Below are 26,047 nucleotides of genomic sequence, written 5' to 3'. Positions count from 1 at the left end.
GAAAATAATAGAAATAAATAAAGTGTAAATTAAAAAATCAAAATATGGAGGATAAATGTTTTGAAACGTTACTATATTAGCAATGAAAAAATAAATGTACATATTACTGAATGGGGGAATAATGACAAGCCCGTTATCTTTTGTTTACATGGATTAGGTAGTACGAGTTTAAGTTTTATAGAAGTTGCTGTAAAGGATCTAGGGATCGAAATGGATAATAAAGTATGGTGGCATGCCAGGGGAAATACAGCTAGTAATATAATAAGAGGTATGCATAAAGATGAAACTATAGATATATATGAGAAGCTACCGGCTAATATTGTATTACTTCGAGCTACAGTCCCACAAGTTTGGGCGGATTATAGAGATAAGACAGTAAATGTTTTTAAAGAGAAAACGGACAGTATAGTAAAAGTAATTCCTGATACTACACACATGTTGCACTGGGATAAACCAGAAATTGTTATAGCAGAAATAAAAAATAATTGGAGCTAACATATTCATACTAAAGTTGTAGTTTCTACATGAAAAATCCATCCTTCCGTTTGATTTTATCTATTTATAAGTGTAATACAATACGAATAGATAATAAGAAACAAGGGGGAATGTAACGTGATTACACATATATCAGATATAAAACTACAAACGGTTTCCATAGAAGGGGTAAAACAAGTTTATAGGGACATATTATCTTTTCCAATAAAAAAAGAAACAGAATCATTTATTCAATTTAAAGTAACACCGTACACTACAATTAGTTTTCAAGAATTATATGAACCAATTGCACCTGCGCACTTTGCTTTTGAGATTCCATATTCAAAATTTCATGAAGTTGCAAGATGGCTTGAAAAGTCTGGATTACTCATTGTAAAATGGAAAGATGGTCATACAATTGATGAAGAGAGCGGCCGATTCAACTTATATTTCAGAGATGGCGATGGAAATCTTCTCGAAATTATCGCGCATAGTTATGTTAAAGAAGATGTATTAGTACCACACTCACCTTTAAACATTTTATACGTAAGGGAAATTGGTCTTCCTGTTAAAAGTGTACCTGTTTTTACGGAATGGTTAAAATCAAATCTAAATATGAAAACGATGGAAGATGGGGATATTTTTAACTTTGTTATAGGTGGCACTGCATATATCGTCGCGACTTGGTGGCAGAGACCTTGGATTCCAATCGCAATGAAAGCTTTACCACCGAAAGTTCATGTTTCTTTCGGAACACCGGATTCAGCATTTTTACAGCACATCCAAAATAACTTTAAGAAAAATAATGTTCCCTTTGAATGTAAACATAATGAAGTATCATTTATTGAGCAGGGATATTCATTTTCTATTGTGTATACACCAGAGTTTCATTCCAATATTCCTAAAGAACTAAACTTACCACTTTCTATTTAAGGATAGAAAGTGGTAAGTTTTTTATATCTTCGTGAAGAAGGTTTTCGTTATGATTAGAGTGAATGCAAAGAAAAGGATTAAGCGTTATTCAAACTTATTTTAAGGAGAGAAATGAAGTGAATCTAGGTAATCCAATTGCAAAAGGGAATACTGCAGAAATTTATTTAACTGATGATAAGGTTGTAAAATTATTTAAAGATTACCTCCCAGATACAGAGTCTATGAATGAAGCAAAAAAACAAAAATATGCTTATTCATGCGGGCTGCCAGTTCCAAACGTATTCGAAGTGACAAAGATACAAAATAGACAGGCAATTATTATGGAACATGTAAAAGGGGACAACATTGGTGATCTTCTGCTTAATAATTTAAATGAGGCAGAGCGTTATATCGGCCTTTGTGTTAATGAGCAAAAAAAGATCCATGCTATACATGTGAATACAGATGAAATGGAGTTAATGAGGGAAAGGTTAGAGCGTCAAATTAAATCTGTGCATAAATTGGATGAACGCAAAAAGAAGGATATATTACAAAAATTAGAATCTATTACATTTGATTTTAGGCTATGTCATAGAGATTTTCATCCATTTAATTTGATTTTGAGTAAGGAAGAGAAAGTGAAAGTTATAGATTGGGTAGATGCTAGTTCAGGTGATATTCGCGCAGATGTATTTCGAACATACTTGTTGTACTCACAATCTTCGGTAGAATTAGCTGAGATGTATTTACATATATATTGCAGTCGTACCGGCATATCAAGAGATGAAGTTTTTCAATGGGCTCCTATTATTATTGCAGCTAGATTTTCTGAAAAAGTATCACCGCAAAATGAAGTGTATTTGAAAAGATTATTGAATCAGTATTTATAAGTCATAAAAAAGGTTGTCAGCTAATTAATAAATGCTGTTGTTTAACCAAAGTTTCCTTGTAGTTAAACAACAGTATTCTTAAATATTGATATAGGTATTCTTATTTTCGATCTTCATCCTATAAAGGTTCATAATCCGTACTTGTTCCTCCGTTAATTCATCTTTATCCCAATACATATGCATTAAGCTATATTCAAAAATCTCCTTTAATTTAATAAATAACGGAAACTTGTCTTTCATCTCTTTTGGTAGCTCATTTTCCTCTTGGTAGCCTTCAAATAGTGCTTTTGTAATAGAATACTCATAGTCAACGATATTCCCATTTCCAGCAAATGAATATTCTATTGCACTATAAATAGGAACGGCTAAATCGAATATGTAAAAATGTTTTTCGCAGTCTTGAAAATCTATCATTGTTAAGTTTGAATTATTTTCGACTAAAATGTTTTCTAACCATAAATCTCCGTGTATTAAGCCGTAATTTGAAGGGGATTTTGGTAGCTCTTTTATGGAAGTTAAAACGTCAGATGCAATTTCTCTTATTGTATTTTCTTCTTTAGGGATATATTTAAGAAAATTATATTCTTCATTTTCATACCAATCGTTTATATGTTTTACTGGTTTAATCTTTTCAAAGCTTTTAGATATACGATGTAATTTTCCAATTTGTTTACCAAGTTTTTTAAATATATTAGAATTCCATTCAGACCTTGGTAAATGTATACCAGGAGCAGCTTTATATAATACAGCAAAAATCTCCTTGTCTAATGTGAATTTTTCTACAAAATTCCCTTGTAATGAAGGGATTATTGGTGGAACACCTAAACCATTTTGATATAAAAAATTTGTATATAAAACTTCCTCTATCTGTTCTTCATATGTTTTGTAGTTTGTAATTCTACTGAAGTATGTACCTTGTTCTGTAAGACATTCATACATCTCATTTGTTATTGGCTTAATGTTAATAAAATTCAACGGATACTGTTCATTTATGAATTGAAGTATTTCTTTTTCTAGCTTGTTCATTGAAACGTCCTTTCCAAACCTTAATTTTTTAACTTGGGAATTAAAAGAATTTTATTTTATAAAATTCGTGTTTAATTTTTGAAATCCTTTAAAATGAAATATGATGTAAATTGACCTTTAATAATTAGTAAGGTGTTGCCAACATACTCATTAACGCTAAATTGAAAAATGAATAGAAGGTATGACAAAATAAGATAGATGAAAAAATATAAAATTAATACTTATATATAGATTATAAAGACTTTAGAGAAAGGCTCATGTTATAAAACACAAGAAATATCAAAAGAAAGAAATGCACTTCTCCTATACTTTTAAATAAGGAGTGAAGGAAATGAATGAACATATACAGCAGATGATTAATTGGATTGAGAGCAATTTAAAAAAGAGATTTTCATTAGATGAATTATCTCGTTACATGGGGTATTCTCCTTATTATTGCTCTTTTAAATTTCATCAAGTAACGGGTTTCAGTATTAGACGTTATATTCTTCTTAGAAGGTTGTATTTATCTACGGAGGATTTAAAGAATGGTAGGAAGATAATTGAGGTCGCATTGGATTACGATTACTCTTCCCAAGAGGCTTATAGTAGAAGTTTTAAAAATGTTTTTGGAATGAATCCAAGAGAATACCAACTTAACAAAATGCCTATTCAATCATTTGTTAAACTAAATTTAAATAAAGAAGGGGCGTTTAATATGAATATTTCTAGAAAAATAGAGGTTGAGCAGTTACGAAATAGGAAGAGTGAGCTATTTGATAAAGAGGTACTTAACATATTAAATGGTCAAGTTATGTATGAAGAATTTAAAAACGAAAAGCTAATGGGTGATTCTGATTATGCACCATTTAATGAGGCAATGTGTGTGAACTCGGCTACTACTCAAGTTTTTAATGAAGAGTTTATTAAAACAAGAGCGAAAGGACATAACAGTTCAGTAGAAAGTTATATAAAAAAGGTTATAGATCCGTTAGAAAACCTTTTTACGAAAAAGTATAAATGTATTGTTCTATGGTTTGGTGAAGATATGTTTTGCCAAATGAACCTACTTACCATACTTTCTCACCTTGAACAGTCTGCTTATGAAGGGAAGGTATACTTAAATAGCTTTAGAGAGGATGAATTTAAAGTAAATCAAATTGAACTTGAATTGGGGAATTATTCTTCTATATACAATGAAGTATTAGTAAACCATAAAAAGACCTCTCATAAGGTACCACCTGTAATGTATCAGGCTATAGACTTATTTTTAGAAATGTTAACAGAAGATAATGCAGTAATGAAATTCATCTCTAAAAATAAAGATTTATCAACTCGTGAATTATTAATAAAGTTGTTTTATCTTTTTCCAACAATCGGATATGGAGATACTCAGTACATAGAGCTGATTAATAAAATAAAGAAGAAAGCTACACCAAAAATATAGGTGCAGCTTTCTTCTTATAATTGCTCAAGTAATTCTAATTCTTTTTCTACAAATAGCATTAGTTCTTTAATTGTTTCACCAGAAAAATCAAAACGAATACCGGCTGCATCATACACTTCTTTTATAGATTGCGAGCTTCCTAGTGATAATGCCTTTTTATAATTTTCTAGCGCTTGCTTAGGATCCTCTTTATATTGTTTATACATTTGTAATGCACCAAGTTGGGCGATCGCATATTCAATATAATAAAATGGTACTTCAAAAATATGGAGTACAGGTAGCCAACTCGTTGCTATCCAGTTTTCGTAGCCATCAATATGTATGACGCTAGACTGATAATGTTTTTGAAGTTGTAAGTATTTTTCATTTCTTTCTTCAGAAGTATGACTTGGATTTTCATACAGCCAGTGTTGAAATTGATCGACAATAAGCATAATAGGTAAATATGAAATAACATCTTTAAAGAAGTTAATTTTTGCTTGTTTTAAATCTTTTTTGTCTGTATAGAAGGTATCCCAATAATTAAGCGAGAATAACTCCATTGTCATACTGGCTAGCTCAGCTGTTTCAGCTGGAATTTCTATATACTGTCGTAATTTTAATGGTTTTATGAGTTCGTTATGAATACTATGACCCATTTCATGTATAAAAGTGACAATATCATCTTGTGTATAATTTAAGTTCATAAAAATATAAGATAATTGTGAAGCTGGTAAGTACTCACAAAAGCCACCAGCTGCTTTTCCTTTGCGGCTTGTTAAATCAAGACAATTGTGTTTATACATTCGGTTTAAAAGTGCTGAAAATTCAACATCTAGTTTATTAAAGATATGAGTGCTCTTTTCAATTAAATCATTTTCATTTGCAATAGGTTTAAGTACTTTTTGATCTGGAGTTACAGCTGATACATCCCACGGGCGAAGCGTATCAACTTGCAGTTTATCTTTTTTCTCTAGCAATATTTTATCTTTAAGAGGCACAACATACTTACGTATGGATTCAGCTAGTTCATAGCAATCTTTCGCTGAATAATCAAAACGCTCGTATTTTTTGAACATATAATCGCGATAATTCTCTAGTTGAATATTTTTTGCTTTTTGATGGCGAATTTCAATTAATTGATTTAATATGTTTTGGAGTTCTTTTTCAACAGATAAAAATTGTTCAGAAATAATGGTTTTTGCCTTTTTACGGGTGTCACGATTCGAATCTTGTAAATAGGATTGTAATTCTGTTATCGTTTTTTCTTCTCCGTCCCAAATTCCACTTAATCCTCCAGTAATTTCAAAGTACTCTGTGACTAATTTGTCTTCCTGTATTTCTAATTCGATATTTTCCTCACAAAATAACTTTTGAGCATTTTTTATTTTTGTATCTAATAAACCATATACGTTAGAATCTAATTCCATTCGAAAAGGTGACTCTAAATATTTATTATCCAATAAATTTTGGTACCGCTTTAAAAGTGGCTTTACAAATTGTTGATCATGTTCAAAAGTATCCTTTATTTCTTCATCATCCGTATTACATTGAAAGGCGATGTAATGTGATCTTAATTGTTCTTCGATGTCCCAAATTACTTTTGACTGCTCTTTTAACCAATTTTCAAGGTCTAGTTTTGAAGAAATCATTTTATTTAATAAAGTCGAAAGAGTTTTTTCCAATTGTAGTACATTACTAATATCAATCGTATTTACACGTTGCATTATATATCCCTCACTTTTTATTTATTCATAGAGATATTCTATTTATTAATTGTAATTCCCTTGTTAAGTGGGGTAAATGTGAAATAATGTTAAATTTAAATAATTAAAGAAGGTATTTATATGTCAAAGTAAAAAGTTTATCGTAAATGAAAATATATGGAGGGGTGCTGCATGAGAAAGGGAAAGAAGTTACTTGTATTTTTATTTCCACTTGTTTTATTCCGCATTAACGGGCAGTAAGATCCCCACCTCAAAATTCAGCGAAAGAAGTTAGGTGGGGGGATCAACTGCCCGTAAAAGCCCGATTGGTTCAACTAATAATCATTGGGGATGAACAAAACCCCCAATGATTAAAGTTTCACTTTATTATGTGCCTGTGAGAATGAGATTGAAGATGCTAAAAGTGAAGAGTCTATAGTGATGGATATTGCTACAGCCGCGGTAAAGGAGGAATCTTTTTTTAGTGCTGCTATAAGAGATGAAAAAGAAAGAATATTAGATTTAGAGATTGCTGATAGCGAAGATAGTAACGAAATAAAAAATGATATTAATAAAAGATTGGTGATACAAGGTGTAACGTCTTATAAAATCAATATAACTCAAAGAAATAGAGAAGTTGTAAAGGCAGAGAGTAGATGGAATCAAGTTTTTGGACATATATTTGATGACGTATTCAGAAAAAATGGATATGAAGGGTTTGGTATTCAGCAAATAAATTATAAAAAGAATCAACCTGTTACCATTGATATAAAATCTAAGCTTAGTGATGATGAAGTAGGGGCGAGAGAACTTGGACAGAAAATAGAAAAAGAAGTTGAAGGGGTACTTAAAACAGAAGCAGTAAAGAAATGGATTGAAAATGATTCATATGCTATTGGGATTTACGATATAGATGATCGGAAAATTAACTAATTGAGGAATGAATGCTATATGAATAGAGAACCGATGTAATTAAATATAGAATTGCTGGAGGAGGTGTAATATGTATAAGTATTTACATATTTTAAGTGACATAGAAAATATGATTCAAAATGGAGAAATAAAAGAAGGGAAGAAATTACCGTCTATACGGTCACTCGTTACGCAATATGAATGTAATAAGGCAACAGTTATACGTGCGCTTCATGAATTAGAAAAGCGTCACATTATATATTCTGTCCCTCAAAGTGGATACTACGTTGTTAAGAAATCTGGGAGTACCATAGAAAATAACGAGATAATTGATTTCGCTTCTTCAGCACCAGATCCAGATGTTTTCCCATATTTAGATTTTCAGCATTGCATTAATAAGGCTATTGATACTTATAAAAATGATTTGTTCGTATACGGAACACCGAAAGGGTTACCATCTTTAATTCCAGTCATTCAAAAACAGTTGGCAAATTATCAAGTGTTCACGAAAGAAGACAATATTTTTATAACGTCAGGTGTGCAGCAGGCGCTTGCTATATTAACTTCTATACCATTTCCGAATGGAAATGAAACTGTATTAATTGAACAGCCAACATATCATCTATATATTGATTATCTAGAAATAAATAAAGTTCCTGTAATCGGTATTAAACGTACGAATGAAGGTATCGATTTGAATGAATTGGAGCAAATATTTCAAACTGGAAAAATAAAATTCTTTTATACGATACCGAGATATCATCATCCGCTTGGAACTTCTTATTCTAAAGATGAGAAAGAAAAAATCGCACTATTGGCTAAGAAATACAATGTATTTATAGTGGAAGATGATTATTTAGCAGATTTAGAAACTGATTCAAAAGCAGATCCGTTATATAGCTTGGATAATTGTAGTCATGTCATATATTTGAAAAGTTATTCGAAGATTATTTTTCCTGGTTTACGGGTTGGAGTTGCAGTCATCCCACCATCCATTGCAAATGCTTTCTATACATACAAAAAGATACTAGATATTGATAGTCCGATGATTTCTCAAGCGGCTTTAGAAATTTATATAAAGAGCGGTATGTTTGAACGTCATAAAAGTAAAATTAATTCTTCCTACTACAATAGATCAATAAAACTAGCAGAAACATTAGAAAAAGTGCAAAATGAAGATCAATCATTATTTACATATAATAGACAAAACACATTTGGAATACACACTTGTTTAGAAATGCAGAAAAACACAGTTACAGAAACACTTATACAAAAATTAGGTGACATGCAAATAAGTGTCGATACTATTGATAAGAATTATATGAGGAATTTTCCTAAAGAAAAACTGTTAAAGTTAAATGTTTCGAATGTAAAAGAAGATAAGATTGAAGAAGGTATTTGTAAAGTAATTGAGGAAATCAACCAATCAAGACACTTGAATTTTCAGTTTAGAAAAGAATAATTTGAATTAGGAGGTTTGTTGTGAGGCGCCAAATAATTCTCTTGTTTGTGTGTGCCGCTATAATAATTGGAGCTATAGTTGTGACTAAATATTATAAAAAAGATGACCAATGCATCGTGGTTGGTAAGTATTCAAGAGGTATTATCGTAGATCAAAATAACGAACCTATATCTAATGTGAAAATATATGAAGATTCAATTGAAGAAAGTAAGGAACGCAGTATTTCAAATGCACAAGGTGAATTTGAAATACTAGATGGGGTTTGTGGTGAGATTGTTTTACAATTAGTTACTCCAGATGGAGAAATCTATACGAGAAAATATGATAGTAAGTATATACCACAAGTAATAGAACTGAGTTATAAAAAGTAAGGGGAATTACATGTAACCATTACAAGGAACTGAGTTTAATTAATATTTTTTAGAGCACTCAATAGCTGAGTGCTCTTTTTATTTATGACATAAGTGTTTAAAATGGAAAAAACTACCAATTAATGATACTCTTAAAGTATAGCTTTTATTTTGAATAGGAGGGCGATGGAGTCTATGGCGGTACGTATAGTCGATGATTTACAGCAATTATCATTGTTACTTATGTTTTTAAGTACACTCATATTTTACAGATACTTAAAGAAGGTTAAACGAGAGAGAAAACTGACTGGCTTTGAATGGACAATGTATTTTGTCACTCAATTTGCGACATTAATTTGGGCAATTACTTATTTTATTAAACACTTAGCTGAATCATAAATACTAATCAATCTAGTTTACTGTTATCTATTTGGGGTATAAATATAGTCCGTATCTAAATCAATGACAACATTGCTAGTGACGTCTTCTTGTAGTAACTTTGGATTTTTTTTGTAATAATATCGTACACAAAATAAGCGTAGCAGATCCTCATTAGATATCTCTTCATTTCTTACATTTAAATACATCGTTATTAATTCGTTAATAGAACAGTTACGGCCAATAACATACTCGTTTATTCTATATCCATCAAATTCAATTATCATGTTATCACTGTTGGGTGCTAGCCAACGTTATAGCTTTAATTTTGGATGAATCTATTATACATTGTTTGAAATTTAGTGAGAATATATTTTTATAAAGTGAGAGGATATGAATGGAACAGTATAAGTTAGTTTTAGAAGGTGCGAAACAACTTAAGTGGGAACCGGGTAAAATTAGATCCGTACAGGACGATGAAATTATTGTTAAAACAATTGCAGGAGCTATAAGCATTGGGGCCGAGTTACCACAGTATAATGGATCCGATGTTACGGATACGAATCCTTTTTATCCAAGAAAAACTGGATATGAAAGTTATGGTGAAGTGATTGAAGTTGGTAATAAAGTAACACATGTAAACGTAGGCGATAAAGTAGTTTTTTTTATGGACATGAAACAATAGGGATAGTTAAGGGGCATAAAGTAATTCGAGTGCCTAGTTCTATACAACCTAAAGTTGCTTTATTATCTATTCTTTCGTGTGATGCCGCTAAAGGAGTATTGAAACTAAACCCGCAACAGGATGAAAAAGTACTTATAACTGGAATGGGAGTTATTGGTTTACTCGCTTGTTATTTCTTAAAATACTATGTAGGCGTTGAGCACGTGGATGTTGTTGAGCCTAATAAAAATAGAAGAGATTTTGCAAAGAATTTTGGTGCGAAAAACATATATGATTCAGAAGAAAAAATAATAGAAACATATAATTATGGTTTCGAATGTTCTGCTACAAATAGTGGATTTCATGCATTGCAAAAAGCTCTTAAAACTAATGGACAAATATGTATACTTTCTGATGGTAATAATGAGATTATTGCATCAGACGGGATAAGCTCGTTTATACATGTCGAAGATGCTGCAAGAGCTACTATGCTAGTTCTTAATTGGCCTTCAGGAATCATAAATATTGTAGATGATTATCCAGCAACTAGTAAAGAATGGTTACCGATATATGCAGCAGCGATAGGGGCACCTAAGCCTAAAGTTCAAGATGGGAAAAATAGTTGGGAAAGAGGAGCTTCAAATAATAAGGCACGTAAAGAGTATGGATGGACACCTGTATTTCCATCATGGTCTGAAGGGTTTAACAATTTGATAGGGAAGTAAAATACACTTTTAATAGGAATGATAGTAATATCCACCATTAAAGGATTGGGTTATTATGAATATAATTTGGGAAAGTATTATATTAACTCTTACAGGAATAATTGTTTTGAAAATGACAGGTAGTACATCTGTCAGCCAAATGACAAGAGCTGAAATAATTATAGTTGTTTCAATTGGCCGTATTATTGTAGAACCTGTATTAAGTAGAAAAGTAGTCCCATCTCTATTTGCAGCTATCATATTTGCAAGCATACTACTTACCATTCATTTCTTTGAATTGAAATCAAGGAAGGTGGAACAATTCCTAAATGGAAGTAGCATTATAATTGTTGAAAACGGAGAGATTGTAAAAGAGAATTTGATGCAGGCAAAAATGTCAGAACAACAACTTTATATGCAATTAAGAGAAAAAGGGATTCATGATGTGAAGAGTTTACAGCAAGTTACAGCGGAACCGAATGGGCGTATTGGCTATCAATTAATAAAAGAAGCACAACCAATAACTTTAGAAATGTTAGAAAAAATATTAGATCAGTACAATATAAAAAGATGATTTCTCATGAGAAACAGCCAATACTACAATAAAAATATTGGCTGTTTTTTTATTTTCTATAAACGTAAGGGTTAATAAAATAGGGTAGATTTTTAATCAATCTTTATATTAGATATAGGCTTATTATTATGCTATATTCAATGGAGCTACGATGACTAAGGTAAGTGGTATGAATAGAAGAAAAAACTTTATAGCAAATACAAAAATGCTTTTAATTTGATACTAAAAATGGATTGAAAATAAGGAGATAGATACATAATGGAATTTTTGGAATCAAGTTTTATTGAAAAACAAACGATGTGGGGATTTGAACCTACAGAATCTGCAATTTTGACAAAAGATTTTTTCTTGAAAAGAACGTTAAGGATATATTAGTTCCGGGTATTGGTTATGGAAGAAATGCAAAGGTTTTTATCGATAATGGTATAAATGTAACAGGTATTGAAATTTCAAAAACAGCCATTGATTTAGCAATGCAAAATGGCCTAGAAGATATTAGTATCTATCATGGTTCGGTAAATGAGATGCCTTTTAATAACAAATCGTATGATGGTATATACAGTCATGCACTTCTACATTTGTTGAATAAGCAAGAGAGAGAGCAATTTATTAAAGGTTGTTATAATCAGCTGAAATCAGGTGGATATATGGTTTTCACAACTGTTTCTCAAAAAGCCCCAATGTTTGGGAAGGGGAAACAGTTGGATAAAGACTATTTCGAAATAATGGAAGGCGTAAAAATGTTCTTCTATAATTCTGAATCTATAAAACGAGATTTTAATAAATATGGACTAGTACAAGTTTCCGAAATTGATGAACCAAATAAGAACATGGAGAATAAACCTTCAATAAATTTCTTAATGATAAAATGCCAGAAAGAACTATAAATAAAAGTTTTTAAATATTTCTAAAGATATTTATATATTGATTATGCACAAATATAAAGGACAAGCATATAGTATAAATACCTCTTAACTTTAAGTAACCTTAACTTTCGTTAATAGGGTATCTCAAAATCCCCGAAAAGAGCACTTGCGGAAACAAGTGCTCTTTTATTTGGAATTTTAAACCATAAATATTGCATAAAATGTTAAACTTGAAAAGAGTACTTTTTTTATTTAAAACTGTAGTATATGAATGGAGTGTTATTGAATGCAAACAAGAAAAGCATATCTATATGTATTTGACACGATGTCTGATTGGGAATACGGACATTTAATTGCTGAACTTAATACAGGAAGATATTTCAAAAAAGATGTAGCGCCTTTTAAAGTAGTAACAGTTGGAATAAATAAAGAAACGATTATTTCAATGGGGGGCTTGAATATAAAGCCGGATATTTCCCTAGATGAATGTATCCTTGAGAGTAACGATCTATTAATTTTACCTGGAGGGAATACTTGGAGTGAAGAAATACATAAACCTATTTTGAAAAAAGTTGGTGAAGCCTTAAGGCTTGGTACAATTGTGGCTGCCATTTGCGGTGCAACTATAGGTCTTGCAAATTACGGTTACTTGGATTCTATAAATCACACAAGTAATAATTTAGATTATATGAAAATGGTTTGTCCTACTTATAAAGGAGAAAATTTTTATGAAGTAGGACCTGTAGCATCCAGTGAAAATCTTATTACTGCATCGGGTGTAGCACCTCTAGAATTTGCCATAGAAGTATTAAGGAAATTAGATGTATTTGCGCCGGATACACTTCATTCATGGTATAAATTGAATGAGACTCATGAAGTGGAATATTTCTTCCAGTTAATGAATTCAATTAATAGCTGAGTAGTATTTCGAATGAAAATTATATTTTAGATGATGCGAAAACTAATAACAAAATAAAAGGTAAGGGTATTCCTATGAATATATGAGGAAATATTCTTACTTTTTATAGTGTTATTTCTGAACGACAAACGTAATGGCATTTGTTTTTAATTGAACGTGTCTTTCATTACGAACTATATTATAAGCTAATTCCTTTATTTCAACTTTTAGTTTTTTCCATTCTTTATAAATGCTTTTTAAAGCACTTATCATTTCTTCGGTTGAAAGATTAATTTCAATTAAAGCTTCTAATTCTTCATTCGTTATTGAATCAATTTCTTGTATGTTAGAGTTAATAATTAAACAATTAATACCGCCGTTTTTTGTACCTCTTTTCATAGATTGGAGTACATTTTTAAAATCTTCTTCTGATTTGACATGTTCCAAACTTGATACTGCAACGATATAGTCATAAGTATTAGATCTAATATGATAGTTTTCAATTGCTGTTTGTTCTGTTTTTATAACCTCGAATACGTCATGTTCTTTGCTATAAATTTGTAGCTTTGTTAAAGCGGAATCAAGTAAATCAACACATGTAACAGTTCCGCTAGCATTTTTAATCTTTTGTGCAATTGGAATGCTATTTCTACCGACGCCAGAGCCAAGATCAAGCACTTGTAATTTGTTTTTCTCTTCAAAGTAGTCCATTAAATCCATAACTGTTTTAACCGGCTTGTGAAGCCAAGATCCAGTTTCAAATAGTTTATATTGTTCATAGCAAAGATCGTGATATTCCTTTTCTTCTTGTCTTATGTAATCGATACGGTTCATATTGTGTCACTTCCAATATTTTCATTACAAAATGAATAGGTGGGGCAGCCTTTAACATTTGTTTGAATTCGAAAAATACCACCAGCATGTGGATACTGTTTTAATTCGTCATCCGTCATTCTTGTTCTGGCTGTTGTAACATATAAATCAGTTAAGTTAGGCCCACCAAACGTACATGATGTTACATATAACGCAGGAATTGGAATACTTAATATTTGTTCTCCAGTAGAGGGATTCCATCTAGTTATTTTTGAACCTCCCCAATGTGCAATCCATAAACAACCTTCTTCGTCAATTGTCATACCATCAGGTAGACCGTCATTTTCAGAGAAAATGATTACATCACTTGGATTATGAATTTCTCCAGTACGTATATTATATTGATAGCGAACCACTTTTTTAGTAGGTGTATCTATAAAGTAAAGGTATGTATGATCAGGTGACCAAGCCATTCCGTTTGAAGTATTTACATGTGAAATTTTTTTCTCTACACTCAAATTATTATGTAAACAATATAAGGAACCTGCAGCATTAATACCGTATGTATCTGTAGTACCTGCCCAGAAACGACCAGCGGGATCACATTTTCCATCGTTAAAACGATTTTCTATTAAATGTTGTTCGGGGTCAAAAATATGTGTCAGTTTTTCTGTATTTACATTAATAGAATAAAAGCCGTTTTCCATAGCTAAGAGTAGTACATCCTCTAAATATGGAACAACACAGCCAATTTGTTGATTGAGAGCAATTACTCGGTTCGTATTAGCGGTAGGATTGTATATGCATAATTTTCTCTCCATAATATCAACCCAATATAAAAGTTGCTTTTTTTCATTCCAACATGGTCCTTCAGCTAAACTTGCTTTAGCATCTAAAACTAATTCTATATTACTGAACAAGATGTTCACCTCGCGTTATAAGATATTAATATAATTCGATAAGAATAGAGGTAAACCTTTTAGTCAAAGGATATTAAAATTTATAATGTAGAAAAATGACCTTCTCACAAGTGATTAAAAAAGTGTATATATAAACAAGGAGAGGAAAATGCATATGATGTTTTATGAAATTGTTTGCTTTTCTTGTAAGAATATATTTCGTGTTTACGAAGGTAGTGAAAAATATAAGCGATTTAAAGAGAAACCAAAAGGGGCATATTGTTGTGATGAGTGTAGCCACAAAATTCAATTAGAAGCGATAAAGAATTTTTTTAGATAATTTTACGATTTCGATTCGGAAAAGTTTGACAATAAAAGTGTTATAAATTATCATATTAAAAAACTAATATTTAAGGCATAGAAGAGAAGAGTAGTTAAGAAAGAATACGTACAGAGAGCTCTGGTAGCTGAGAAAGAGCGGTATACATCTTAACGAAAAAAGACTTGGAGCTGCGCAAGGAACTAATTTATTTAGGGATGGTGCGACGGGTTCTCCCGTTATAGAGATAGGGTATAAGCATATTTTGCCGTACCTGAAGAGGTTAATATGGTGACATATTAACAAACTGAGGTGGTACCGCGAAGCTAACAACTCTCGTCCTCAAGATGAATAATCTTGGGGGTGAGAGTTTTTTTGTTGCATAAAACTGGAAATTAGAAAACAAAAAAATAATTGAGGTGAGTAATATATGCATTGGGCGTATGAAGTAGCACATGAATTAATTAGGAAACATCCAAATAAAGAAACGTTTGTTTGTGCATCTGGAATTAGTCCGTCAGGTTCTGTTCATATTGGGAACTTTCGTGAAATCATAACGACTTATTTCGTAGTAAGAGCACTTCAAGATTTAGGGAAAAAGACTCGTTTTATATTTTCGTGGGATGATTATGATAGGTTTAGAAAAGTTCCAAAAAATATTGATCCATCTTTTGCAAAGTATATTGGTATGCCATACTGTGATATTCCAGATCCGTATGGATGTCATAACTCGTATGCGGAGCATTTTGAAAAAGAGTTTGAAAAATCGCTTCAAGCATTTGGAATTGGAGTGGAATTTATTTATCAACATGATGAATATAGAAGCGGAAGGTATAACGAAAATATATTAGAGGCTTTGTATAAACGAAAAGATATATATAATATTTTAATGGATTTTAAAACTGGAGAGTGTAGTGAAGAAGAGCGAGAGAGCTTTTATCCAGCTACATTATATTGTGAGAGGTGCGGGAAAGATACAACAACTATTACACATTTTGATGAAGTATTAAAAACAATCCGGTATGAATGTGAATGCGGAAATGAAAAAGAGTTATCCGTATTAAATACAAATAAAATGAAACTAAATTGGAAAATCGATTGGCCGATGAGATGGATGATAGAGGAGGTTGTTTTTGAGCCGGGTGGCAGAGACCATTCATCAGAAACGGGTAGTTATAATGTATCAAAAGAAATTGCAAGGAAAATATTCAATCGTGAAGCTCCTCATTATGTTGCTTATGATTTTATTGGAATTAAAGGCAATCATGAAAAAATGTCTAGTTCTTCAGGAAATAGTATTACACCTAGTGAGTTGTTAAAAGTGTATTTACCAGAAGTAATTCTGTTTATGTTTGCAAAATATAGACCAAACGCAGCTTTTCATATCGGTCTTGATGAAGATGTGATTCGCAATTATACAGAATATGAGCGATTGAAAGATAGTTATGAAAATAAAACGCTCAAAAATGAAGATTTACTTGATGCAATTAAACTTTCTAGAGTTACTATCGGGTTTAAAGAATATCCGAAATTTAATCAAGTAGCAGGAACGTTACCATTATTAAATTTTGATTCAACTATTTTACAGGGGATATTAAAGAAAATAGATAGGAGCTATGCATTAGATGAAATGAGAGCGGTGAGTAATCGCACAGAGTATTGGATAAGAAATTTTCAATCTGAAAAATTAATTGCGGTAAATCAAGAGAGAAATACAGAGTTTTACAACACATTGGATGAAAGACAGAAAGAATGGTTAGTAGAAGTTTGCGATATACTTCGTTCTAACAAAGATTACTCTCACTTAATGGAGCAATTATATGCGATTTGTCATCATGAAAATAAAAAAATAATGAAAGAAAATCAAAAACAATTATTCACTATTATATATAAGCTCATTATGAATCAATCAAATGGTCCTCGTATACCATTATTAATACATGTAGTAGGCATAGAAAATTTCATCACACTATTAGATTTCTAAAACACAGTTAAAAGCAACGCAAGTACCAAAATTTCTAAGTACTTGCGTTGCAAATTTTACTATCGTGAATACATTTTCGGACATTCATCACCACTTGGTTCATAAAAACAATGGCTTTTAAACTGTCCTACAAATGGCTGATTATACCATTCAGGCGGACAAGCTCCAACTGGACGGAAATACCAAAGAGCCCATCGTGCAGGCCAGCGCCATTGACCTTGTAAAACTTTTCGTGCGATTTCTTTTTCTGATTCACGAGCGCGTTGATAAAAATATCCATATTGTACTGCTTCAAATCCGCCGGGGCTTTGATATACAGCGTCTCGTACGGTACGGAGTTGTTTAAAATCTAAGCAATCACAAAATACACGGTTTACTACAACGCATCCAACTAACTCCTCACCTTGGCGACCTTCGCCTTCAGCTTCAGCACGAATTAATCGAGCTAGTAAATCAACATCACTTTCGTTGTATGGAATAAGGGGCATAGTGATACCACCTTTCTGTTATAGTAAAGAGTGTATGTTATAAAACAATCTGCGTGCTTTTTTACATGAAAATAACATTTAATTTTAAGAGGAGCTTGTATAAAAAAAGCTAATTAGTAATAGTAGATAAATATAAAAGGGAGAGGTATTATGTATCGAATTCATAAAGACCATATCATTTACTCAATGTCACCAGAAAATAAGCCGTGTATGGAAGTAGAAATTGGGAGCAGTCTTGTATTTGAAACATATGATTGCTTTGAAAATCAAATCGATTCTGAAGATGTTGTGTTACAAGAATTAGATTGGAACCGAATTAATCCAGCGACTGGACCTGTATATGTTAAAGGAGCAGAACCTGGCGATATATTAGTCGTAACGATTGAAAAAATTGAAATTGCAGAGCAGGGCGTTTTAACTACAGGTGCAAACCTTGGTGTAATGGGTGATGAGTTAAATGAAAATACAGTGAAAATTGTCCCAATACATAATGAATATGTTTTGTTTTCAAGTGAACTACAAATCCCGATTAATCCAATGATTGGGGTAATTGGTACTGCACCGAAAGAAGAGAGCATTTCATGTGGCACACCGCATGATCACGGCGGGAATATGGACTGTAAAGAAATTAAAGAAGGAACAACACTACTACTACCAGTTAATGTCCCAGGAGCACTATTAGCATTAGGTGATTTACACGCAGCAATGGGTGATGGTGAAATTGGTGTTAGTGGTGTAGAGGTTGCTGGTGAGGTAACGGTAACAGTTCAAACGATAAAAGGAAAACAATGGCCATTACCAATGGCTATTCAAAAAGAAAAAATGATGACGATTGCTTCAGAGAAATTGTTAGATGATGCAGCAAATCGTGCTGTACGTAATATGGTGACATTTTTACATGAAGTATTAGAAATGTCTAAAGCTGATGCAACTCTTTTATTATCGGCAGCAGGTAATTTAAAAGTTTGCCAAGTTGTTGATCCGCTGAAAACGGCGCGTATGGAACTAGGAATGGATTATGTGGAGAAACTAGGATTTACTTTTAGTAAATTTCATATTAAATAGATAAGGGACGAAAAAGGATACTTTTGTATAAAAGCATCCCTTTTTTAATTTACGGATTTTGTGAAAAGAGGTAGTATTTATTTTATATAAGTATATTTGAGATTGTGGATTAAAAAGGAGTTCAATAATGGTCAAAATTATGATTGTAGAAGACGATATGAAAATTGCAGAACTATTATCAACACATGTTGCGAAATATGGTTATCAAGGAGTTATTGTATCGGACTTTCAAAATGTATTAGACATTTTTTTAGAAGAACAACCAGAGTTAGTTTTATTAGATATTAATTTACCGAGTTTTGATGGGTACTTTTGGTGTCGTCAAATTCGCGGTGTTTCTACATGTCCGATACTATTCATTTCGGCTCGTGAAGGTACGATGGATCAAGTTATGGCGTTAGAAAACGGTGGCGATGATTTTATTCCGAAGCCTTTTCATTATGAAGTTGTAGTGGCGAAAATTCGTAGTCATTTAAGACGTGCATATGGAGATTATGCACCGAAACTAGAAGAGCGAATGATTGAGCAACAAGGCCTTTGTTTATATCCTGAAAGGCTTGTATTGAAACTTAGAAACGACGAAATTGATATAACGAGAAACGAAGCTATTTTATTAGAGACATTAATGAAAAATTATCCGCGTGTTGTGAGTAGAGAAGTGTTACTTAATAAATTATGGGATAGTGAATCTTATGTTGATGATAATACATTAAGTGTAAATACAACACGTGTGCGTAAAAAGTTACAAACGTTACATATAGAAGGTGCGATTGAAACGATTCGTAGTGTTGGATATAGATTGCACATTACTTGGGATAATGGTATAGAAAAATGATAAGGTTGTTTATACGTGATCATATACCAGTTATTTGCTTTACCATAATTCAACTACTAGCTATATTTCTCGTATATTGGTTTGATGGGCATAATCATATTACAACGGCGTTATACGCAATGTTTCTAGGTGTTTTCTTTATGGGAAGTTATTTAGTGTTTCGTTATTTTACACATCGTTCTTTTTATGAGCGCCTAGCAAACCCGATGCAATCTTTAGATGAATCTGTTCAAAAATCTGATTTTGCAGCTGTATCGGCTGCTCTTCAAGAACTACTTGAGGTGCAATATCGACATTATCAAAATCAGCTGCAAATACAAGAGAGAAAAAATAATGACCATTTAACCTTTATGAATCAGTGGATCCATCAAATGAAAACACCTTTATCTGTAATAGAATTAATTACACAGGATGAAGTAGATTCACGTTTTGAAAGTATAAATGAGGAAACAGACCGATTAAAAAAGGGATTGGAAATGGCTCTATATGTCGCACGATTAGAAGCGTTCACACAAGATTTTTATGTAGAAAGGGTACAACTACATAAAATAGTGAATGATTCGGTACATGAACATAAACGTTTCTTTATACGGAATTTTGTATATCCAGAGCTTGAAATTGATAAGGACATTACTGTAGAAAGTGATGTGAAATGGTTAAAGTTTTTAATCGGACAAATACTATCGAATGCGATTAAGTATTCATCAGGTAGTAGAGAAAAGATTAAAATGAAAGCTTGTAAGGAAGGTAATACCGTTATACTTGAAATTGCTGATAATGGCGTAGGTATACCGAAGCAAGATTTACCAAGAGTATTCAAACCTTTCTTTACAGGAGAAAACGGTAGAGATTTTAAAGAATCAACAGGAATGGGGCTATATCTTGTATATGAAATTACAAAACAATTAGGACATAGTGTGGAAATCCATTCAGAAGTTGGTAAAGGTACGGTAGTGCGAGTAATATTTTTTAATGTGTAAAAAGTAATCAAGGCTAAAGAACTTTGGAGATAAGTTTTTTAGCCTTGTTTTGTACCCTTGATAACATTGGAGAATGAAATATTCTATAGATAAGAGAGGCAAAATGAACCCAATAAGAATAAATGTAAGACTACATACATGAACCATTTTTTATAATAAAAATAGAATCTTATAGAAGTTGCGAATGATAGGAGGCTTGAAATGGATATTCGTAAAATGAAATATTTCATAACGGTGGCAGAAGAATTAAACTTTAGTCGTGCAGCAGAGCGTCTTATGATGGCACAACCGCCTTTAAGTCAAGAAATTCGAAAATTGGAAGAAGAATTAGGAGTTCAACTTTTTCACCGGACAAAAAGGATGGTTGAGCTTACCGAGGCGGGGAAAGTCTTTTTAGAAGGTGCTAGGCAAACATTACTTCAAGTAGATAGAACGATTAAAGAAACACAGCTTGCAGATGAAGGGAAAATCGGGCATTTAATCATCGGTTTTGTCGATTCTACAGAAACAGTTATAGGCATATTAAAAACATTTCGAGAACGTTTTCCAAAAATTCAGCTCATATTACGTGAGATGACAACAGACCAACAAATAAAAGCGCTTTACGAAAAACAAATTCATATTGGATTTATTCGTTCGGAGCAAAATAATGAAATATTATCTTCTGAAGTTTGTTCTGAAGAGTGTTTAAAGTTGGTTTTGCATGAAAATCACCCTTTCGTTTCGTTACCTAATATTTCAATCAAATCATTAGTGGAGGAACCATTCATTTTATTTCCTCGTCATTTCGGTACAAATTTTTATGATTTAATTATTAGTTACTTTTGGAAATATGGGGTAAGTTTAAATATTGTTCAAGAAGCAGTTCAAATGCAAACGATTGTAAACTTAGTTGCAGCTGGAATGGGGATTTCTGTCGTTCCATCCTCGGTGGAAAGCTATAAAAAATCAGGAGTGATGTATAAAGATATTCTAGAAAATACACCGGAAATAAATTTATATGCTGGATGGAGGAAGGATGAAAAGTCTGTCGTGTTAAAGAACTTTTTAACAGTTGTTAGAGAGGTTTATATGACTTCCCACAGCCCATCTTTATAGGATGGGCTGTGGGAAGTTGGCAAGGGGTGTTTATTTATAGATAAAACTTACTCATGATTCAACCTGTTTTACTAGTATCATACTCAGCGAAACCTTTTAATACACTGTCAATCTGATCCATAATTTCAGGTTGCAATTTAACACTAGAAGCAATTACATTTTCTCTTATTTGTTCCGGATTTGAAGCACCAATAATTGCAGAAGAAACAGCTGGATTTTGTAATACCCAAGCAACTGCGAGTTGAGATAAGGTAAGGTTAATTTCTTGTGCGATAGGTTTAATTTCCTGGATAGCGGTAAGCACATCATCACTCATCCAACGTTGCACGAGTTTGTCAAAAAACGGTTTTCCAGCATCGGAGTTAGCACGCGATTGATTCGGTAATGGTTTACCAGGTTGATATTTTCCTGTAAGAATACCTTGTGCAAGTGGCGACCATACGATTTGGCCAAGTCCCTCACGTTGACATGTTGGAATCACATCAGTTTCAATAACTCGCCATAACATCGAATATTGAGGTTGGCTAGCGATAAATGGAATGTTCAATTCGCGTGCAAGTGCTGCACCACGGGTAATTTGTTCTGATGTCCATTCGCTTACGCCTAAATAGAGAACCTTACCTTGTCTTACAAGATCTGAGAAAGCTAACATTGTTTCCTCAAGAGGAGTTGTTATATCAAATCTATGTGCATAATAAATATCGATATAGTCTGTCTGTAATCGTTTTAACGATGCATTACAATTTTCTATAATATGTTTTCTTGATAATCCACGATCATTTTTTCCAGGACCGGTCGGATGGCATACTTTTGTACATAGTTCTATACTTTCTCGGCGTATACCTTGCAAAGATCGGCCAAGTACTTCCTCAGCTATCGTGTCCGAATAAACATCAGCAGTATCGAACGTTGTAATTCCAACATCTAGTGCGGCTTTTACACAATCATTTGCAGTATCTTCGTTTACTTTTCCACCATGGTTTATCCAGTTCCCGTATGCGATTTTACTTACTGTTAATCCACTGTTTCCTAGTTTACTAAATTCCATTGTAGAACCACCCCTTAAAAATGATACCTTTATTATAAGAACTGAAATTTAGTATGTATAATATATGATTTATGATGAATTTATATAAAATTTATATAAGAGGGAATGCTTACAATTTTATTGCTAGGGAAAGCTAAAGCAAGTAGTACAACAAATGTGGCTGATACTTGTTCGATATGAAGTGAAGAAATAATGAATAGACCTTAAAAGAAAGCAATCTTTTTTAGCAGCACAAATAATTGCATTTACTCATACAGTACTATTATGGTACAATATGGTTACTAATGAGGGAAAGGAATGATGGGTGGACGATGATTAACTAATCTTATTTTTAAATGTTGAAATTCAATAAATTTCAATTTCTAAAAAATAGGATTAGTCTGCCCGATTTCCATACAACGGTATTGCTATTTATGTTGCGTAATAGCTTATTTGGGTGTAAATATTTTAACGACTAATCCTGCCAAATTTATTTGGGAGGATTTTTTTATTCTCCCTTAATGAAAGGGATCGGTATTATGAAAGAACTATTAAAATTAAATGATGTTTATGTTGAAATAAAAGAAAATATGTTGTTAGAGAAAATGAATGTGACAGTAAAACAAGGGGATGTTATCGGATTAATTGGTAAAAACGGTGCTGGTAAATCAACGTTACTTCAATTAATAAATGGAAAGATTGAGCCTTCAAAAGGGATTGTTGAATGGCAGCAAATGAATATGACAACCGCATATGTTGAGCAAGAAATAGAATCTTTTATTAGTAACGATGTAATTGCAAAAGAAGCAGAACTGCTTGCGAAATGGGGCGTGCCAACGAACGATTTTCATACTTTAAGTGGTGGTGAAAAGTTAAAAATTCGATTAGCAAAAGGATTTGCTAAAAATCCTAATGTCTTAATATTAGACGAACCGACAAATCATTTAGATGAAATGAGTACGGAATTTCTCATTAAACAAATAAAAAATATGAAAGGTACAGTTATCGTTGTATCGCATGATCGATATTTTTTAGATGTTGTCGCAACAAAAATATGGTCAATTGAGGACAAAAAATTAATTGACCATAGTGGTAATTATACAAGCTACATGAAAGCACGTGAGCAAAGAAGGAAGTCGCAGCAGCGAGAATATGAAAAGCAGCAAAAAAAGATAGAACAAGTAGAAACACATATAAAAGAATTAAGTTCATGGTCACAAAAGGCACACGCGCAGTCTACAAAACAAGAAAGTTTTAAAGAGTTTTATCGTGTAAAAGCGAAACGAATGGATGCGCAAGTGAAGTCAAAAAGAAAACGTCTCGAAAAAGAGCTGGAGAAAACGAAAGTAGAACGTGTGAAAGAAGAGTATTCAATTGAGTTCTCTATTCAAGCGAGTAAAAAAGTAGGAAAACGCTTTTTAGAAGTAAAGCAATTAAAAAAAGAATTTAATGGAAAAGCATTATTTGAAAACGTTAATTTTACAATTCAGCACGGTGAGAAAGTTGCAATTGTTGGACCAAACGGTAGCGGGAAAACAACATTACTGAAGATGATTATGGGAGCGGAAACTGCTGAAGGAGAAATATGGATTTCACCATCTGCAAACATCGGTTATTTAACACAAGAGGTTTTTGATTTGCCACTGGACAAAACGCCAGAAGATTTATTTTTTAAAGAGACGTTTGAAGAAAGAGGAAAAGTCCAAAATTTAATGAAACATTTAGGGTTCCAAGCTTCTCAATGGAAAGAGCCGATTGAGCATATGAGTATGGGAGAAAGAGTAAAATGTAAGCTAATGGCTTATATTTTAGATGAAAAAGATGTACTCATTTTAGATGAACCGACGAATCACTTGGATCTACCTTCACGTGAACAACTTGAAAATACATTAGCTGAGTATAACGGAACATTAATAATTGTTTCTCACGATCGATATTTTCTAGAGAAAACAACTAACATAAAACTCGTGTTTTTAAACAATACGATACAAAAGCAGCTAGAAGAACCTACTAAAACAAGAGATAATATTGAAGAGCTACGTTTAACGTTAGAAACAGAGAGACAAGAAGTATTAGGGAAATTAAGCTTTTTAACTTCTAACGACAAAGAATATAAAGAACTTGATGAACGATTTATAGAACTTACGAAGCAGATAAAGGCGTTATAACGTAAGTAAGGGGAATTAACATGGGAGAAGAGAGTTCAACTAAGTTATTTAGAATAGATTGTGGAGATATATACTTGCAAGGGTTTATGGTCAAAGATGCAGAAAGTATTTATAAAATAGCCAATCAACCGGAAATAGAAAAGTTTTTACCAGACTGGAAATCGACGAAAGAACAAAGGGTGGATTGGATTGCAAATTATGAAATACCAGCAAACAAAGCATTTCTTGAGGCAGTGAAAACTACGAATAACATAGATAATCATATGTTAAAGCTAGGAATATTTAAGGAAGCTACAAATGAATGCATTGGATGGTGCTGCACAGGCATGAAAGAAGAACTCCCTTCACCAAACAGAGAGATAATGTATGCTATCTCAAATAAACATCAAAATCATGGCTATGCTACAAAAGCGACTAAAGGCTTAATTGACTATTTGTTTAAAGAAACAAATTTAATTGTCCTTAACGCAATTACTTTAATTAACAATGTACCATCAAATAAAGTTATTAAAAAATGCGGGTTTACTTATTTGAGTGAACACAAGATAGCAAATCAACTATATAATCATTATGTATTGAGTAAATCTGAATGGATAAAAAATATTGTGCAGTAAAAGGAATTAATACGAAATCATAAAAAAGCTTAGAGCTAAAACTCTAAGCTTTTTTATATTCATTTTATCCCGCATAGGTACCTTAATCTTTATCATTCACGAATGTTTACACATTTTAGTAATAAGTAAAAAAGGGGATATTAGCTTAACATTTAGTAAAAGATTTTTTGGGCTAAATACAAATGCAGTCTTATCCAAAACGAGATTTTGGGTCTTTATGAGCTTGCCTATTATTGTATTATCAGTAGTACCTGCCATGATGTCGTTCTTTGTATCAGGAAATATTAAATCAATTTTATTATTTATATGTTGGATAAACACATTCATTTCCGCCTCAGATATTTACAATTCGTTTTTGATTGCAATGAAACCGAAGCACTCATTTTTTTTGCAGAGGTTATTATAAAGTGAAATAGTATTTAATGGGTAACTCAAATATGCTTTAACTACATACAACAGTTAAAATATAATATTTGAAAGTAAAAAGACCGATAAAAATCGGTCTTTTCATATTAATAAAATAAAGATTAGAAAAT

General features: G+C 32.2%; 27 protein-coding genes, 2 pseudogenes and 1 other annotated feature. Of the genes and pseudogenes, 22 read left to right on the top strand and 7 right to left on the bottom strand.

The features are described from left to right. Positions 1 to 60 precede the first annotated feature (60 nt). The 3 genes from ASE54_RS15070 (at position 61) to ASE54_RS15060 (ending at position 2,276) form a co-directional block, all read left to right on the top strand. Positions 61 to 495: a hypothetical protein gene (locus ASE54_RS15070; RefSeq protein ID WP_000833452.1), complete on the top strand. Its 435-nt coding sequence runs from the start codon at positions 61 to 63 to the stop codon at positions 493 to 495. A 117-nt stretch (positions 496 to 612) separates the two neighbouring features. Continuing rightward, positions 613 to 1,407 carry a hypothetical protein gene (locus tag ASE54_RS15065; RefSeq protein WP_003263650.1) on the top strand — a complete coding sequence of 265 codons (795 nt, stop codon included), beginning with the start codon at positions 613 to 615 and terminating at the stop codon, positions 1,405 to 1,407. Between the two features lie 116 nt (positions 1,408 to 1,523). Continuing rightward, on the top strand, positions 1,524 to 2,276 hold the full coding sequence (locus tag ASE54_RS15060; RefSeq protein WP_014895254.1) for an aminoglycoside phosphotransferase family protein: 753 nt from the start codon (positions 1,524 to 1,526) through the stop codon (positions 2,274 to 2,276). A 78-nt stretch (positions 2,277 to 2,354) separates the two neighbouring features. Here the strand turns inward: ASE54_RS15060 and ASE54_RS15055 are convergent, their stop codons facing one another. Next, the gene (locus ASE54_RS15055) at positions 2,355 to 3,302 is read right to left on the bottom strand and encodes a phosphotransferase (protein ID WP_001037122.1); all 948 of its coding nucleotides are present in this window, start codon (positions 3,300 to 3,302) and stop codon (positions 2,355 to 2,357) included. Positions 3,303 to 3,633: 331 nt separating this feature from the next. Between ASE54_RS15055 and ASE54_RS15050 the strand changes: the two genes are divergently transcribed. Further along, entirely contained in the window at positions 3,634 to 4,728 is a 1,095-nt protein-coding gene (locus tag ASE54_RS15050) for an AraC family transcriptional regulator (RefSeq protein WP_001002109.1), read from the top strand. A gap of 14 nt (positions 4,729 to 4,742) precedes the next feature. Here the strand turns inward: ASE54_RS15050 and ASE54_RS15045 are convergent, their stop codons facing one another. Further along, on the bottom strand, positions 4,743 to 6,434 hold the full coding sequence (locus ASE54_RS15045; RefSeq protein WP_001190030.1) for a M3 family oligoendopeptidase: 1,692 nt from the start codon (positions 6,432 to 6,434) through the stop codon (positions 4,743 to 4,745). Between the two features lie 420 nt (positions 6,435 to 6,854). Here ASE54_RS15045 and ASE54_RS15040 point away from each other — a divergent pair, with 420 nt between their 5' ends. The 4 genes from ASE54_RS15040 (at position 6,855) to ASE54_RS15025 (ending at position 9,536) form a co-directional block, all read left to right on the top strand. Further along, entirely contained in the window at positions 6,855 to 7,346 is a 492-nt protein-coding gene (locus tag ASE54_RS15040) for a DUF4030 domain-containing protein (RefSeq protein ID WP_000350257.1), read from the top strand. Positions 7,347 to 7,416: 70 nt separating this feature from the next. After that, positions 7,417 to 8,787, top strand: a complete 1,371-nt coding sequence (locus ASE54_RS15035) for a PLP-dependent aminotransferase family protein (protein WP_000280130.1) — start codon at positions 7,417 to 7,419, stop codon at positions 8,785 to 8,787. Positions 8,788 to 8,807: 20 nt separating this feature from the next. Further along, a complete protein-coding gene (locus ASE54_RS15030) occupies positions 8,808 to 9,158 on the top strand; it encodes a hypothetical protein (RefSeq protein WP_001254188.1) in 351 nt (116 codons plus the stop codon). 174 nt (positions 9,159 to 9,332) lie between these two features. Further along, positions 9,333 to 9,536 carry a hypothetical protein gene (locus ASE54_RS15025; protein WP_000290889.1) on the top strand — a complete coding sequence of 68 codons (204 nt, stop codon included), beginning with the start codon at positions 9,333 to 9,335 and terminating at the stop codon, positions 9,534 to 9,536. A gap of 23 nt (positions 9,537 to 9,559) precedes the next feature. Here ASE54_RS15025 and ASE54_RS34360 read toward each other — a convergent pair whose 3' ends face one another. Beyond that, positions 9,560 to 9,802: a hypothetical protein gene (locus ASE54_RS34360; protein WP_043333358.1), complete on the bottom strand. Its 243-nt coding sequence runs from the start codon at positions 9,800 to 9,802 to the stop codon at positions 9,560 to 9,562. Between the two features lie 110 nt (positions 9,803 to 9,912). Here ASE54_RS34360 and ASE54_RS36950 point away from each other — a divergent pair, with 110 nt between their 5' ends. The 5 genes and pseudogenes from ASE54_RS36950 to ASE54_RS15000 all read left to right on the top strand — a co-directional run bounded on the left by ASE54_RS36950 (position 9,913) and on the right by ASE54_RS15000 (position 13,242). Next, positions 9,913 to 10,200, top strand: coding sequence for an alcohol dehydrogenase catalytic domain-containing protein (locus ASE54_RS36950; protein ID WP_003258676.1), 288 nt, complete (start codon positions 9,913 to 9,915; stop codon positions 10,198 to 10,200). A gap of 29 nt (positions 10,201 to 10,229) precedes the next feature. Further along, positions 10,230 to 10,904, top strand: a complete 675-nt coding sequence (locus tag ASE54_RS15015; RefSeq protein ID WP_003258674.1) for a zinc-binding dehydrogenase — start codon at positions 10,230 to 10,232, stop codon at positions 10,902 to 10,904. A 55-nt stretch (positions 10,905 to 10,959) separates the two neighbouring features. Beyond that, the gene (locus tag ASE54_RS15010; protein WP_001021710.1) at positions 10,960 to 11,457 is read left to right on the top strand and encodes a YetF domain-containing protein; all 498 of its coding nucleotides are present in this window, start codon (positions 10,960 to 10,962) and stop codon (positions 11,455 to 11,457) included. Positions 11,458 to 11,715: 258 nt separating this feature from the next. Beyond that, positions 11,716 to 12,344 (top strand): annotated as a pseudogene (locus ASE54_RS15005) (class I SAM-dependent methyltransferase). A gap of 265 nt (positions 12,345 to 12,609) precedes the next feature. Continuing rightward, positions 12,610 to 13,242: a type 1 glutamine amidotransferase family protein gene (locus tag ASE54_RS15000; RefSeq protein WP_001194777.1), complete on the top strand. Its 633-nt coding sequence runs from the start codon at positions 12,610 to 12,612 to the stop codon at positions 13,240 to 13,242. Positions 13,243 to 13,353: 111 nt separating this feature from the next. Here ASE54_RS15000 and ASE54_RS14995 read toward each other — a convergent pair whose 3' ends face one another. Both ASE54_RS14995 and ASE54_RS14990 read right to left on the bottom strand, forming a co-directional pair. Then, positions 13,354 to 14,055, bottom strand: coding sequence for a class I SAM-dependent methyltransferase (locus tag ASE54_RS14995; protein ID WP_001079446.1), 702 nt, complete (start codon positions 14,053 to 14,055; stop codon positions 13,354 to 13,356). After that, positions 14,052 to 14,954, bottom strand: a complete 903-nt coding sequence (locus ASE54_RS14990; RefSeq protein WP_000492425.1) for an SMP-30/gluconolactonase/LRE family protein — start codon at positions 14,952 to 14,954, stop codon at positions 14,052 to 14,054. The genes ASE54_RS14995 and ASE54_RS14990 overlap by 4 nt, the downstream gene beginning before the upstream one ends. A gap of 148 nt (positions 14,955 to 15,102) precedes the next feature. Here ASE54_RS14990 and ASE54_RS34355 point away from each other — a divergent pair, with 148 nt between their 5' ends. Together ASE54_RS34355 and lysS are read left to right on the top strand one after the other, a co-directional pair. Continuing rightward, positions 15,103 to 15,273, top strand: a complete 171-nt coding sequence (locus ASE54_RS34355; RefSeq protein ID WP_000551042.1) for a DUF2197 domain-containing protein — start codon at positions 15,103 to 15,105, stop codon at positions 15,271 to 15,273. A gap of 69 nt (positions 15,274 to 15,342) precedes the next feature. Then, positions 15,343 to 15,599, top strand: a binding site (T-box leader). An 83-nt stretch (positions 15,600 to 15,682) separates the two neighbouring features. After that, on the top strand, positions 15,683 to 17,236 hold the full coding sequence (gene lysS / locus ASE54_RS14985) for a lysine--tRNA ligase (protein WP_003263699.1): 1,554 nt from the start codon (positions 15,683 to 15,685) through the stop codon (positions 17,234 to 17,236). Between the two features lie 59 nt (positions 17,237 to 17,295). On the opposite strand, the gene ASE54_RS14980 is transcribed toward lysS, so the two are convergent. Next, positions 17,296 to 17,724, bottom strand: coding sequence for a cell wall hydrolase (locus ASE54_RS14980; RefSeq protein ID WP_001128402.1), 429 nt, complete (start codon positions 17,722 to 17,724; stop codon positions 17,296 to 17,298). Between the two features lie 150 nt (positions 17,725 to 17,874). Between ASE54_RS14980 and ASE54_RS14975 the strand changes: the two genes are divergently transcribed. The 4 genes from ASE54_RS14975 to ASE54_RS14960 all read left to right on the top strand — a co-directional run bounded on the left by ASE54_RS14975 (position 17,875) and on the right by ASE54_RS14960 (position 21,702). Then, positions 17,875 to 18,789: an acetamidase/formamidase family protein gene (locus ASE54_RS14975; RefSeq protein ID WP_000285671.1), complete on the top strand. Its 915-nt coding sequence runs from the start codon at positions 17,875 to 17,877 to the stop codon at positions 18,787 to 18,789. 127 nt (positions 18,790 to 18,916) lie between these two features. Further along, the gene (locus ASE54_RS14970) at positions 18,917 to 19,624 is read left to right on the top strand and encodes a response regulator transcription factor (protein ID WP_000238992.1); all 708 of its coding nucleotides are present in this window, start codon (positions 18,917 to 18,919) and stop codon (positions 19,622 to 19,624) included. Continuing rightward, complete coding sequence (locus ASE54_RS14965) at positions 19,621 to 20,604, top strand: sensor histidine kinase (RefSeq protein ID WP_002082724.1); 984 nt, start codon at positions 19,621 to 19,623, stop codon at positions 20,602 to 20,604. The genes ASE54_RS14970 and ASE54_RS14965 overlap by 4 nt, the downstream gene beginning before the upstream one ends. Before the next feature lie 201 nt (positions 20,605 to 20,805). Then, positions 20,806 to 21,702, top strand: a complete 897-nt coding sequence (locus tag ASE54_RS14960) for a LysR substrate-binding domain-containing protein (protein ID WP_000354655.1) — start codon at positions 20,806 to 20,808, stop codon at positions 21,700 to 21,702. A 58-nt stretch (positions 21,703 to 21,760) separates the two neighbouring features. On the opposite strand, the gene ASE54_RS14955 is transcribed toward ASE54_RS14960, so the two are convergent. After that, positions 21,761 to 22,750 carry an aldo/keto reductase family protein gene (locus ASE54_RS14955; protein WP_000395976.1) on the bottom strand — a complete coding sequence of 330 codons (990 nt, stop codon included), beginning with the start codon at positions 22,748 to 22,750 and terminating at the stop codon, positions 21,761 to 21,763. Positions 22,751 to 23,268: 518 nt separating this feature from the next. Here ASE54_RS14955 and abc-f point away from each other — a divergent pair. From abc-f to ASE54_RS34350, 3 genes and pseudogenes are all read left to right on the top strand, one after another. Next, positions 23,269 to 24,897, top strand: a complete 1,629-nt coding sequence (gene abc-f, locus ASE54_RS14950; RefSeq protein WP_002082721.1) for a ribosomal protection-like ABC-F family protein — start codon at positions 23,269 to 23,271, stop codon at positions 24,895 to 24,897. Between the two features lie 20 nt (positions 24,898 to 24,917). Continuing rightward, complete coding sequence (locus ASE54_RS14945) at positions 24,918 to 25,511, top strand: GNAT family N-acetyltransferase (protein WP_000503550.1); 594 nt, start codon at positions 24,918 to 24,920, stop codon at positions 25,509 to 25,511. Positions 25,512 to 25,566: 55 nt separating this feature from the next. Further along, positions 25,567 to 25,927 (top strand): annotated as a pseudogene (locus ASE54_RS34350) (DUF3267 domain-containing protein); the annotation flags it as partial. Positions 25,928 to 26,047 lie beyond the last annotated feature (120 nt).

Origin of the sequence: Bacillus sp. Root131 (assembly GCF_001429475.1) — a bacterium.
Taxonomy (GTDB): domain Bacteria; phylum Bacillota; class Bacilli; order Bacillales; family Bacillaceae_G; genus Bacillus_A; species Bacillus_A thuringiensis_S.
The sequence above is the reverse complement of the archived record's forward strand: the minus strand, read 5'-3'. Positions and strand labels throughout refer to the sequence as shown.